The organism is Paenibacillus sp. FSL R10-2771, assembly GCF_038000205.1.
In the GTDB taxonomy this organism is placed as follows: domain Bacteria; phylum Bacillota; class Bacilli; order Paenibacillales; family Paenibacillaceae; genus Paenibacillus_AQ; species Paenibacillus_AQ phytohabitans.
In genome coordinates this window covers 5,906,561-5,918,626 of the sequence record NZ_JBBOBM010000001.1, presented here as the reverse complement: position 1 = coordinate 5,918,626, position 12,066 = coordinate 5,906,561, and the positions used below count along the sequence as shown (strand labels likewise).

The following is a 12,066-nucleotide window of genomic DNA, read 5'->3' as shown; positions in this document are numbered from 1 at the left end:
GGCTGCTATGAATTCAGGTTTGGTTAGAAGTATGGCTTTTAATTGCCATCAGCTGCTTGCTCCTGCCCAGGAATGCAGCGACAAGATGAGTACTGCGATCGGAGGCGTATCTGATTACTGGGTAGATATGGGCGGTGAGGAGTTTAAGCAGCATTGCACAGAATGGATTAAGAAAATGAATCAGTTCAAGGCCGCCATTGTCCAGATTGAATCAGAAATGATGAGTTATGCAACTGAATTACAGCGGACAGAAGAGGCGGAAGCTGCAAGAGTGAAGGAAGCACAGCGGCAAGCCAGTGAAAAGGCTGCGGCTGAAGCAGCAGCTGCAGCTGCAGCGAAAAAGACAGGGAAAATCAAATAGGGATGGAAATGAGGTCATGAAGTGGCAGTACGCAAGCGGAAAAAAATGTTGAGATACACGATAATTTCAGGTTGTCTTGTTGCCGTCGCAACATCCGGGGTATGGTTCGCAACCTACCGTCACTACAATGCCAGGCTAATTGATGAGCGGGCCGCTTATGAAGCACAGCTGGCGGACAAGGATGATGTCCTGCAGCGGTATATGGACCAGTCCCAGACAGCCTATGTTCTCGTCTCCGCCAAGCTTGCCGGTGAGGCAATTACCTCAGAGGATGTAATGGCAGAGAAGCTTCCCAAATTCTCTTCTCCGGACAATCTGATCGGCGATTCCAAGGGAATCGTCGGCAAATACCTGAAGATCAATGCCATGCCGGGGACAGCGGTAACTACTGAGATGGTGCGTGATGAGGCGAGACTTGAGCCTTCGGAACGTAAGGAAGAGACAGAGTATATCAAGCTTCCGCTGCGGCTGACCAAACGGGATGTTGTCGATATCCGAATCGTATTTCCTAACGGTGAGGATTACATAGTTGTTGGAAAGAAATCGCTCGAGGATGTTGACCTGGGGAATCAGTATACATTCTTCAACGATAGTGAAGAAGAAGCGCAGCTGCTTCAGGCAGCCTTAGTGGATGCCTATATTAACAATGCTGAGCTGTATATGAAGCAGTATGTGGAGCCTGAGCTTCAGCCGGAGCCAGTAGTGAATTATGTGCCTAACCTGGATGTATTGAAAGTCATTAAAAGCAATCCCTTTATTATTGATCAGGCCAAGTGGAGCCTGGCTGAGGATCTGCGTAAAGAGCTGGAGAAACGGCTTGAAGCCCTTGAAGATGAAGATAACATACGTGTCGGGGCCGACGCCCCTAGCGGCAGCGGTGTAATTAAGCGGAAATCGGAGCAGGGAGCTGCAGCCGCTGAGGCTGCCCAAGTGGACAACAGCCAATCGGTTAACGGAATCATTGACCAGAGTAATCAGGCACCTGTGGATTCCAGCGCAGACCAGAGTTCGGTGGGCGGGATGAATACAGAAGCTACAGGCGAAGACAGTCTGCTGGAAGGAGAGTGACAGATTTGAATATTGTTGTCGCCGGAGATTGCGAGAAACATGATTTCATCCTGGTAGCCGCTATTCTGTTAAAAGGCTATTACAACAATGACGTCATGATCATTTCGGACAACCACAGGCATTATCAATATTTCGATGGAGAAGTATCCGGTATACAGATACGGGATGCTGAGCCGGATGTGGCTGACAGACCGGATATTGTCCTGTATGACTGGCATCATGGTTATCCGGAAGGACTGGAGGATGAGCAGATTGTGTTTGCAACCAGCTACGAGCGCCAGGCTATGGAACATGTGGATAAATTGCTGGATCAAAAGCATATGCCTGCTCTTCTGGTTGTTATCGAAGAGGAATGCGGGCTTGGACTGAAATATGTGGACCGGTATTACCCGGTAATCACCTCCAAGATTAGTTATATTACCAGCGCAGAGCGGAGAATTGACTGGGTTCATGATGGACGGGTGAATCTTAAGGTGGATAAGGATTTTGCCGTGGCTGTAAATGATTTTTTAATTGAAATCGGCAATGTGCCTAAGAATGACATCAAGAAATTATGGCAGTATGCGAGGAAACGGGGGGAGTAAAGGTGCTGGTAGCGTTTTGGGGGCCTGCCCGAGGGCAGGGGAGAACAACTTCAAATATGGCCGTTGTGGCGGCAACGATTGCACTGGATCATCATATCCGGGTGCTGATGACGCACACGCATTTGAAGCAAGGGGTGCTTGAACATGTATTCTCTCAGACAAGGGCGGCTGCTCAGGCGGCGACTTCCGGGGGGATGGATGCCATTGAGCGGCTGGTGCAGTGCGGGATGCTTACCCCCGAGGGGATAAGAGATCATGCGGAATCTATTCTTAAAGACCGCCTGGAGCTGTTAAGCGGATCTTTGAATACAGAGAAGCACACGGCCAAGCTTTTACTTCCGCATATTTTCAAAGATTACAGAAGATTTTATGATCTTCTGTTTGTGGACCTCTCGGCCGAAGATGACCCGGAGGTGGTATCACTGGTTATGGAGCAGGCAGATTTGATTGTTGTGAACCTGAGTCAAAATCAGGTGAGCCTGAACACCTACTTTGAGACAAGCGGAAGATCGCCTGTGCCGGGCGATAAGCAAGTGCTCTATTGCCTGGGTGCCTACGAGCGCAGCTCAAGGATGAATAAGGAAAGAATTATTAAACAATACCGGCTGAAAAAATCTGCTGTCGGCATAGTTCCTTATCATACCGGGTTCATGGATGCACAGAACGAGCGCCGGACCGTGCCGTTCCTGCTGAAAGCTAGGGAGGTCCGGACCCGTTTTCTGGAATTTAGTGAAGACAGAACTTTCACTGCTGCAGTGCGGGGGATGGGCCAGCTTATTCTTCAGACGCTGGAAATATCCGCCTTGCCGGAATTGGAAGCTGCAAATGATTAATCTTATCCTGATATTTATAGTCCTGATTATTATTGGAGTATTCCTGTTCTTATGGCTGGGCAGACGTAAAAACTCGGCTCCGCCATCCGTGCAGCTGAAATACGATATGAATGAAATCGTGCTGTTTCTGAGACGTGCGTTCGAGGAGATTATCGCCTCTTCCCTCTATGAAGGCAGTCCGAGCGAAGAAGAATATAACCGCCGCAAAGCACGGCGCAGAGAATTGCAGAAGGCACTTAGAAGCTGCATGCATGGTGATTTATCCGCCAAGAAGTACGTCAAGCTGTACATGAAGGATCTGCTGGTGCAGACCTATGGTCTGGATGAAGGAAATGTGGACAAGATCATCAGCTTCGGCCATGCGGGCCGTCTGACTTCACAGGATTGCTTCGATATCCTGCTCCATGTCTTCAAGAAAGATCACGGGCAGGATGCCTTTAATGTAATGGTAAGCAAATATAGTCTGGATACTCTGCAAAGACTGCCTGACGGTTCCCGGGGATACAAGATTACAGAAGAGCAGATCCGCCACATCTATCAATCGGAGCATCCGGGATTGTCCATGCAGGACAAGATTGAAATTATTGTACAACGGGCCTATCAAATTTATAAAGGTCTTGGGGTCATTGATGAGCTGCGGGATCAGAATATCGACGGTGTGAATGGCGGAACAAGCGGGATGCCTCCGGATGTCGTGCAAACCACTGATTTTCTGGAATATACCAAACAGCAGCATTTCATTCCGCAATCCTATGATGCGGTATGGACGTTTTACCGGGGGAAATCGCTTCATCTGGAATTCTTGAGCTTCGGTTCCGAAAAGGAGCTGAAGCGGGTCTGCCAGAACATTTACGGCTTCGGCAATCCAGGCCAGCTGAATGAATCCAAGGGTTATATCATCAACGATATGGCTGACGGTAGCCGTGTCGTGGTGGTGAGGCCCAAAATGGCAGAGAGCTGGGCGTTCTTTGTCCGCAAATTCAATGATTCACTGGTAGAACTGGACCAGCAGATCAAAGATCAGGGTGCGCCGCTTGCTATTCATATGCTGGTCTACCTCATCCTTGGTCATCAGGTAACTGCAATTACAGGAAGACAGGGATCGGGTAAAACAACGCTGCTCAAAGCGCTAATCAAATATATTGATGCGAAGAATATCCGGATTCAGGAGACCTCTTTTGAAATTTGGGCGAGAAAAATGTATCCGGGTAAAAATATCCTTTCTTTTCGGGAAACGCCCTCGGTCAGCGGTCAGGACGGGCTGGATGTACAAAAGAAAACAGATGGTGCGGTTAACATTGTCGGCGAAGCCGCCACTCACAGTGTGGTCAGTTATGTCATTCAGGCAGCCCAGGTGGCCTCTGAGTATACCTTGTTTACCCATCACGGCAAAACACTGGCGAATCTCGTCAGTGCACTCCGCAACAGCCTGATTGCCTCGGGAGCATTCAGCAATGAAAAAATTGCCGAGGTGCAGGTGGTTGAGGCGCTGGGCTTCAACGTCCATCTGGTGCTCAGAGCCGGCAAACGTTATATTGAGCGGATTACAGAGATTATTCCGGCCGACCCTCAGTTCGAATATCCCCGAAGTTACGCGGAGCGCGCTGAAATTACGGACAAGCTGGATGCTTTTATGGATACCATGACTGAATATTTCGGGCGGATGACTGACAGGCGTTCTTATGATTACAAGGATATCATTGTCTGGGAAGCCGGAGAATACGTGGTCAAGCATCCAATCAGCAGCCGGAAAATTGATGAAATGCGCAAAAACATGGATGAGGATGATGCGGCGGAGTTCACTGCATTTATTGATAAGTACTGGGGGCAATCTGCATGAGTCTGCAAAATATAATGCTGATTGTTCTCGTTACATCCGTCATCCTGCTGGCTCTCCTGCTTGTCCTGCTCAGCATTGTGCAGCGTAAGCTGAAGGGCACGCAATATCAGGAGCAAAGGCGCCTCAAGGCACTGCTGCCTACACGTACCAAGGACAAAAGATGGCTGGAACAAGCTCATAAGGCCTATCCGGTACTTGATGAACTTCCGGTCATCAAAAAACTGCTCCACCGGATGCGGTCCCGCCTCACCTTAATTCATGCCGGAAATGAAATTATGATCAGAAGCCGTGCAGCTGCACTGACTCTAATGATCGTTGCCTGTATTCTGCTGATCTCGCTGCTGTCCTTTCTCTGGACCTCTTCCTGGGTCAGCCGTGCAACCATTATGCTGGTTTCCATTTATCTGGGAGGAATTCTAAGCGACCTCTTCATAGGCCGTCTGGCCAAGCAGATGCTGTATGACCAGTCTTCCATGATTCTGGATATCCGCCATGAATATCATCAGACACATATGGTGCAGGTCAGCCTGGAGAATTCTGCAGAGCGTTCCAAGCCTATGGTGGCTATGCATGCCAGACAGATTGCCGGCATTCTTGCAGCGGTGGACCCGGAAGATGAGCTGCAGCGGTATTATGAGGTTGCACCTAACCGGTATATGAAGCAATTGGCCGGAGTGAGCTACAAGATAGGTGAATATGGCGATGCGGATATTCATAAGGGCGAGCGCTCTATCTATCTGTCCATGCTTGGCAATATCAGAGAAGAGATCCATATGGATATCAACCGCCGTGAGCGGATTGACCGGTTGTTGTACGGGATTGTCTTTGTAGCGGTGTCACCGGTATTCATGCTGGACCCGATCCGTACATGGGCAGAGAGCATGTTCCCGATTGTGACTAATTACTATAATTCCGCTTGGGGATTGTATTCACTGATTCTGCTGTACATTACGTTTATTGTATCGTTCGTTGCCTTGCGGATTCTGAAGGGTGTTGATGAGGATACGCAGGCTATTAAGGATGAAGGCAAGTGGTTAAACCGGCTATTGAAGAACAAGTGGGTCTACAGGGTAACGGACCGGATTACTCCGGAAGAGCATGAACCCGTCCACTTTAAGGTAGCGGGTGTTCTGAAGGATGCCAACTCCGGCCTCTCCCATCATGCCTACTACTTACAGAAGACCCTGGCTGCAGTGGGCATATTCCTGCTCGTAGTGATTATTCAGTTCTCTATCCATGTGAATATCAGACATAACCTCCTCCATCCCAATGTACTGATTACGACAGGCGGGAATCAGACGGAATCCCAGAAGATGCTCAGTGAGGAACGGTATGCCTTCGAGCAGTCGCTGATTGGAGAACTGGTAGCGAGAGATATTACACCGGATCAGATGCTGCTGTATATTCAGGAGCAGGCCGAGCATAAGCCGTTTCTTCAGTCCAGCCTGGACCAGAATGCCTATGCACAGCAGCTGATGAACAGAGTGGAGCAGTACCACCGGGAATATTACAAATGGTATGAGCTGCTGCTGGCATTCGGGCTGGCTGCGGCAGGCTTCTTCCTTCCGAATGCATACCTGATCATCCGTACCCAGCTGCGGAAATGGGAAATGCAGAATGAGGTGGACGGCTTCAATACGCTGTCGATGATGCTGTCGCAATTTCCGAATATCAGCGTGTATGAAATTATAGAGTGGCTGCACCGTTACAGTTATATCTTTGAGCGGCAGCTGCTGCGCTGCATGCTGGATTATGAAGCGGGAGGCTGGGATGCCATTGAGAAGCTGAAGGAGGATGCGCGTTTTGTTCCCTTGGAACGGCTGGCTGACCGCCTGCAGGTTGCCGCTGATCTGATCCCGGTAAAAAAAGCATTCGATGATATGGATGCCGAAAGGGCTTTCGCGATGGATCAGCGCAAGGAGCACTACGAGAAGGTAATCAGCAGGAAAAGTACACTGGGCAAAATGTTCGGGTTCTTGCCGATGCAGGCAACGTTCACCTTATATTTACTGCTTCCCTTCGTCTATATGGCCTTCCAGCAGCTGGGCGACCTGACTGTTGTGACCGGCAAAATGTGAAGGAGCTACAGGCATGGAGAATATAGCAAGCTTTTTGAAAACAACCATATCCATTCTGATCACGCTGGCCATTATATCCTCCGGCCTGTTCCTGTGGGGGAAAACACAGCCTGTAGTTGAGCTTGCGAACAGCCAGGCAGCAGCACAGGCGAGGGCGTTGTCGGAGCAGCAATATTCCGCCTTCGACAATCAGCTGGTCAGCGGCTCGCAGATTCTTACGGCTTACCGCCGCTATGAGTCACAGCCGGGCTTCTGCCTTTATGTTCAAAGACCTTATGTCTACGGTCAGGATGTATCCACCAGGGAATTTAGTATGAATCCGAGCGGGGAGGGCTCCTGCCGTAATTTTAATTATTCAAGCGGGGAGTTCAAGGAAGGGACCAGTATTAGTTATACCCGGACAGATGAGGAAATTTCAAATGCATCCGGCCCGGTTTACGTCAGCCCCCAATCCAGGTACAGGGCTAAGCTGATCAAAGACAAGAACGAGCGGATTGCGGCTATTTATTTTCAGGCACAGTAGTGTTGTTGGACTGAGAGTATAGAAGCAACCTTTCAATATAAAGTGAGGAGGAGAACTTCATGGAAAATATTTCGACGGGCCTAAAATGGGTCATCGGCATTATCGTTACCATTCTAATCATCGCCGCAGGTGTAAGTATTTACCTGATCATTAACAACTACTTCATCCGCGCCCAGGAGCAGACGCTGGCTCAGACCCAGATGATTAATCAGGCGGAATTTAACAGCTATGACAACAAGGATGTGTCCGGCCAGGATGTAATCAATGCGGCGATGCGGTACAAGGGGCGTCCGCAGTTTGCGATTAAGATCATTACCGGGGAAAATACTACAGGGTTTTATGCAGAGAATACATATGGGAAGAACTATACTCAGCCTACTGATATAAATAAGCCTATTGTTGATTTGACGAAAACTGAAAATTCCGATGCAGGCATCGGTGTTTCAGAAATGCTGGATCAGACCAAGATACCATCCTCCTACGGAGATAAAAATCATTTGGTAAATACGCTATCCGTCTTTAAAGCTGTTGTTTACAGGGACAGTAATCAGGAAGTGCGTTTAATTGTGTTTACGCAGAAATAAATATTCAGGAAGGAGTTATTGAAGATGGAGAATATTTCAACGGGTCTGAAATGGGTTATCGGTATTATTGTTACCATCTTAATTGTTGCTGCAGGGGTAAGTATTTATCTGATTATTAACAATTACTTTATCCGTGCCCAGGAGCAGACACTGGCCCAGACCCAAATGATCAATCAGGCGGAATTCAATATGTATGATAACAAGGATGTGTCCGGTCAGGATGTGATTAATGCTGCTATGCGGTATAAGGGAAGACCTCAATTTTCCATTCTGATTAAGACAGGCGTCAATAAGAAAGGTTTCTATGCCCGGAATACATACACAACTTATTATGTGCCAGCGAAAGCGGCTGTCGAAGGAACAGCGGCTACAGAGCTTAATCTTTCAGATATAAACGATGATGCTGACAATTATTCCGTATCCCAAATGCTCGATCAAAGTGTAAATGCGGCTAATGATTATAACTGCAATATTAATACGCTCTCTATCTTTACAGCCACATTGCATAGGGATAAAAACGGTGAGGTCCGGATTATTGAGTTTAATCAAGACCCTGTGAAGTAATGAAAACCGCCACCCAATTCCTGCTAACCCTATTCGCCTGGATCATGTTCGTAATTGGCGGCTTTACGTTTCTGCGCCTGGAAGCTGACAGCACTGTTCAGGCCAGTCGGCCGGAGCCGCCTACAGTTGCATTAGCCCCCTATACAGGGACCGGTGATTTGAAGAAAGTCTCAGGAGAGCAGCTAATTGGTATGATTCCTCAGGCACTCGAAGGGGATTACATTTTAGTGATAGACGGCATTGTATTTAATGAAGAAACAGACCTTGATGCAGTGGATCTGCGGGGTGTGCCTGGTGTTGCTTATGAGCTAAGGGTTACGCGGACTAATGAGATGGTTACGGAAATCTCTGCTGCCCGCTGAGAAAGGAGGAGCCGCATGGCAGATGCGCTAAAAGGTGTAATTATCGTGATTCTGCTGGCATTTGTGTTTGGAGTCTACCCGGCCTTCCGCCAATCAGAGGTAGTAGAGAAGAATACGAAGCTTGCAGCGAATGCGGCTATGGTGGAGTTCGTAGATACGGTTCGTGCCAAAGGGTATGTGGATGTCGGAGATTATGAGAGGTTTCTTCATACGCTGGATGCTTCATATGCAGTATTCGATGTTCAAATGGAATATTACAAAAAGAACCTGGAGCCTCTATACACCAATCCTGATGATTATTCGACCTTTCAGAACAGCTTCAGTGTCAGGTATGACGGATATTTTAATAAGGATATATTGGGAGTCCTGTATCCTGGATCAGCAGCTTCGCTTGCTGCAGATGCCCCCGGCAGAAGGTTCACCATGCATGTTGGTGATCTGTTCAATGTCCGGCTGGAATCTGCAGGGACGACACTGGCTTCGCGGATGCGGTCGATGTTATTCCATAGTGAGGGGATTCCGCTCAATTTGAAGTACGGGGGAATGGTGCGAAGTGAAGCCCCTTAGTGTAGTGCTTGTTTTTCTGATTATAGTAATACCGCTAGTGCTTATTAATGATACTAGAGAAGACCTCCGGGTCTTTAATGAAGACCAGTACAAACGTTATTCCGATGATTTTCAGGCCGCAGTGGATGATGCCGGAGACTATCTGTCCCGGCTGGAAATGCAGCCGACGATAACGGCAGTCCATTATGGCCGGGAACGCCAGCTGAAGCTGGATCAGGATGTGCTGAGTGTGTTCTACAGTAACCTGGCGCTGAAATTCGGACTGGAGAATAATAGGACTGAATTGAACAATCTGAAAATGCATATGCCGGCCCTTGTGATGTTCGGTTATAGCGGATATACCCTGGTTACGCTTGATGATACAGCCAGTAATGGAGAGAAGGAGCTTAAGCCTGTCAGCTGGCCGGAACGGCCTTACTATTACAAGCTTCGTAATGGTAATTTGCTCTACTTCACTTTGGACGATAACGCCCGGGTGTATGATACTGGGACCAATGAATTCTATGAGGGAGATTACGCGGAGCTGGCCGGAGAGACGAGTCTAGCGCCTATCAACTCACTTGAGCTATTCCGTGAGATCCGCCAGAGCACGATCACTTCACTGGTCGAACAGGATCTGGCCACGGCCATTAACAGGCACCTGGAGCTGGTGAAGCGGATGGGCTTATCCATCCAGTTCACACTGCCGCGCGGTCTTCAGGAGCAGTCAATACAGGATGTGGGAATGATGGCTTTTATACAAGGCTATCCGCTTCCCGGCGGGGAGCTGCTGGATGCTTATTCCCTCGGCAGCGGCGCGGTCATGCGGCGCAAGGTGCTAATCGGAACCCGGAATGCAGCAGGCCGGCGTACGGCCTACGGTGAAAGCTGCTTGCCTGCCGGAGCGAATGTGATTGAGAGCCTGTTCGATCCGGAGGAGGCAGCGAGGAAAGGGTATTTTGTGGAGGATTGTGCGGTTAGGTGAAAGAAAATGAATGAGTGCAATTCAATAAAGGAGGGAAATAATGAAAAAAATAATACTTAACAGTCTATTGATTGTTTCTATAGTATGCACAAGTTTGTTGGTGCAGAGTCGTCCAGTGCTAGCAGCAGAGCAGACTGTTACGTTTACGGACATTAAAGGGCACTGGGCTAAAGCGGCTATCGATACGGCGGTGAAAAATGGCTACTTCAAAGGTTATGCTGACGGCACATTCAAACCGAATGGATCAGTAACCCGGGCAGAGTTCGCGGCATTGTTGGCAAGGGCGTCGAAGGTACAGCCTGAGACAGCACAACCGGGAAATTTCCCGGATCTGGCAGGGCATTGGAGTGAGACTGAAGTGAACCGGGCAGTTGCACTGGGATACATTAATATCAGTGATTATCCGAACGGGTTCAAGCCAAGCACGCCTATTACACGGATGGAAATTGCCAAATGGATGGCATCCGGACTTGCGGCAGCCGATCCAGAGTATAAGGAGGCCTTGCAGGACACGGTTACAACGGTGCTTCCGGTAAAAGAGTATTTTAAACCGGGAGTCTCACAGTCCCAAGCTCCGTATATTGCGGTTTCGCTGGGGACCAAGCTGATGAGCGGCTATCCGGACGGATCCTTTGGATTAACTCAAAAAGCGACACGAGCGGAAGCATCCGCTATCCTGCTGCGTTTGAATGAGGTCGGTCAGCAGCCGGCAGCCAGTTTCGTGGGATTAAATGAGCTGCGGGAAGTGGGAACCAAGCGGACGAATATGGAGAGCATCAGTCCGTTTACGACGGGTAAATCTTCCTTTAATGATGCTGCTGAGAAAACATTCACATTCAAAAATAAAAGCTGTATTGTCAAATTAAATCATTTCATTTTTGTGAATGCACAGGATCCCAAAAATCCTAAAGGGATTTATGCACCTTTGTTTTTCGATGAAAGTGAAATAATAGCTGAACAAGATAAACCTGGAGTATATAGGGCGTATGTTGAAGTTACTATTTATCCGTTGAAAAGTCCATTCTCCATAGGTGATTATTACAGTGATCATGATAGTGGTTTATTTACAGGAAATAGAACAAGGACTGATAATCTTAAAAATAAATATGGATATAATACTTTACCCTATGATGAACCTCAGCAATTCTTTGCAAACTATATGGACGGAAAAGGGGTTACTTTATGGCAGGTGCAATTCATAGAAGTTGGGCAAAGTAAAAAGGGTTTGACGATGGATGACGGATACTGGCTCTATTATAAACCGAAAGAGGAATAGGTGAGGCGGTATGAAAAAGTGGGGCGTAGGTTTACTCCTTCTAGCTTTAATACTTGCTCTATTTCCAGTTCCGTCTTATGCAACAGGATTTAATCAGGGATACCCGGAGGGGGTCCTAGACATTGATGTAACTCCGCAAGGTCTGGCACCCATGCAGACTGTGAAAGTAAAAGTAAGAGGTGAGAAAGAGGCACGTCCCAAAGTCGTATGGGTGCAATCAGATGGTCCCGAATGGACAGCAACTTATACAGGCGGGCCAAAAACAACTTTAACGAATGGATCTGGAGACTCTGCGGTTCCGAAGAAAGAACGTACCGATTTTATTTTGGATATGAGAGATTATGCCCCTGAATCCATGAAAGACCAAAGAGAAAATGCATTCCCCATATCTGAAATCAAAAATCTGGAAATATCAGATATGGCATGGAAAGCAGTTGGGGCCACTTATACGCCAGCTGTGGC

Annotated in this window: 13 protein-coding genes; all 13 read left to right on the top strand. The window is 48.1% G+C overall.

The genetic code is table 11. The annotated features are described in order from the left end of the window. Positions 1 to 7 precede the first annotated feature (7 nt). The 13 genes from NSU14_RS25490 to NSU14_RS25430 are packed head-to-tail and all read left to right on the top strand — an operon-like array spanning position 8 to position 11,604. Entirely contained in the window at positions 8 to 361 is a 354-nt protein-coding gene (locus NSU14_RS25490) for a hypothetical protein (protein WP_144025951.1), read from the top strand. Positions 362 to 406: 45 nt separating this feature from the next. After that, positions 407 to 1,429, top strand: coding sequence for an SAF domain-containing protein (locus NSU14_RS25485; RefSeq protein ID WP_340947711.1), 1,023 nt, complete (start codon positions 407 to 409; stop codon positions 1,427 to 1,429). Between the two features lie 5 nt (positions 1,430 to 1,434). After that, positions 1,435 to 2,013, top strand: a complete 579-nt coding sequence (locus NSU14_RS25480; protein ID WP_042134276.1) for a hypothetical protein — start codon at positions 1,435 to 1,437, stop codon at positions 2,011 to 2,013. A 2-nt stretch (positions 2,014 to 2,015) separates the two neighbouring features. Next, complete coding sequence (locus NSU14_RS25475; protein ID WP_340947710.1) at positions 2,016 to 2,846, top strand: hypothetical protein; 831 nt, start codon at positions 2,016 to 2,018, stop codon at positions 2,844 to 2,846. Then, the gene (locus tag NSU14_RS25470) at positions 2,839 to 4,686 is read left to right on the top strand and encodes a Flp pilus assembly complex ATPase component TadA (RefSeq protein WP_076242359.1); all 1,848 of its coding nucleotides are present in this window, start codon (positions 2,839 to 2,841) and stop codon (positions 4,684 to 4,686) included. The genes NSU14_RS25475 and NSU14_RS25470 overlap by 8 nt, the downstream gene beginning before the upstream one ends. Next, positions 4,683 to 6,764 carry a hypothetical protein gene (locus NSU14_RS25465; protein ID WP_340947708.1) on the top strand — a complete coding sequence of 694 codons (2,082 nt, stop codon included), beginning with the start codon at positions 4,683 to 4,685 and terminating at the stop codon, positions 6,762 to 6,764. Before NSU14_RS25470 ends, NSU14_RS25465 begins: the two co-directional genes overlap by 4 nt. A 13-nt stretch (positions 6,765 to 6,777) precedes the next feature. Further along, positions 6,778 to 7,287 (top strand): hypothetical protein, encoded by a 510-nt coding sequence (locus NSU14_RS25460; protein ID WP_076242360.1) that lies wholly within the window; start codon positions 6,778 to 6,780, stop codon positions 7,285 to 7,287. A gap of 59 nt (positions 7,288 to 7,346) precedes the next feature. Continuing rightward, complete coding sequence (locus tag NSU14_RS25455) at positions 7,347 to 7,871, top strand: hypothetical protein (RefSeq protein WP_042134287.1); 525 nt, start codon at positions 7,347 to 7,349, stop codon at positions 7,869 to 7,871. Between the two features lie 24 nt (positions 7,872 to 7,895). Next, the gene (locus NSU14_RS25450; RefSeq protein ID WP_042134289.1) at positions 7,896 to 8,435 is read left to right on the top strand and encodes a hypothetical protein; all 540 of its coding nucleotides are present in this window, start codon (positions 7,896 to 7,898) and stop codon (positions 8,433 to 8,435) included. Next, a complete protein-coding gene (locus NSU14_RS25445) occupies positions 8,435 to 8,797 on the top strand; it encodes a hypothetical protein (protein ID WP_076242361.1) in 363 nt (120 codons plus the stop codon). Before NSU14_RS25450 ends, NSU14_RS25445 begins: the two co-directional genes overlap by 1 nt. Before the next feature lie 15 nt (positions 8,798 to 8,812). Beyond that, on the top strand, positions 8,813 to 9,364 hold the full coding sequence (locus NSU14_RS25440) for a hypothetical protein (RefSeq protein WP_076242362.1): 552 nt from the start codon (positions 8,813 to 8,815) through the stop codon (positions 9,362 to 9,364). Continuing rightward, positions 9,351 to 10,328: a hypothetical protein gene (locus tag NSU14_RS25435; protein ID WP_076242363.1), complete on the top strand. Its 978-nt coding sequence runs from the start codon at positions 9,351 to 9,353 to the stop codon at positions 10,326 to 10,328. Before NSU14_RS25440 ends, NSU14_RS25435 begins: the two co-directional genes overlap by 14 nt. A gap of 40 nt (positions 10,329 to 10,368) precedes the next feature. Then, a complete protein-coding gene (locus tag NSU14_RS25430; protein WP_336103506.1) occupies positions 10,369 to 11,604 on the top strand; it encodes an S-layer homology domain-containing protein in 1,236 nt (411 codons plus the stop codon). The last annotated feature ends 462 nt before the right edge of the window (positions 11,605 to 12,066 follow it).

Excerpts from the sequence above, each read along its gene's own strand:
- NSU14_RS25490 (WP_144025951.1), top strand. The coding sequence starts at position 8 with ATGAATTCAGGTTTGGTTAGAAGTATGGCTTTTAATTGCCATCAGCTG.
- NSU14_RS25485 (WP_340947711.1), top strand. The coding sequence starts at position 407 with ATGTTGAGATACACGATAATTTCAGGTTGTCTTGTTGCCGTCGCAACA.
- NSU14_RS25470 (WP_076242359.1), top strand. The coding sequence starts at position 2,839 with ATGATTAATCTTATCCTGATATTTATAGTCCTGATTATTATTGGAGTA.
- NSU14_RS25465 (WP_340947708.1), top strand. The coding sequence starts at position 4,683 with ATGAGTCTGCAAAATATAATGCTGATTGTTCTCGTTACATCCGTCATC.
- NSU14_RS25460 (WP_076242360.1), top strand. The coding sequence starts at position 6,778 with ATGGAGAATATAGCAAGCTTTTTGAAAACAACCATATCCATTCTGATC.
- NSU14_RS25455 (WP_042134287.1), top strand. The coding sequence starts at position 7,347 with ATGGAAAATATTTCGACGGGCCTAAAATGGGTCATCGGCATTATCGTT.
- NSU14_RS25450 (WP_042134289.1), top strand. The coding sequence starts at position 7,896 with ATGGAGAATATTTCAACGGGTCTGAAATGGGTTATCGGTATTATTGTT.
- NSU14_RS25445 (WP_076242361.1), top strand. The coding sequence starts at position 8,435 with ATGAAAACCGCCACCCAATTCCTGCTAACCCTATTCGCCTGGATCATG.
- NSU14_RS25440 (WP_076242362.1), top strand. The coding sequence starts at position 8,813 with ATGGCAGATGCGCTAAAAGGTGTAATTATCGTGATTCTGCTGGCATTT.
- NSU14_RS25430 (WP_336103506.1), top strand. The coding sequence starts at position 10,369 with ATGAAAAAAATAATACTTAACAGTCTATTGATTGTTTCTATAGTATGC.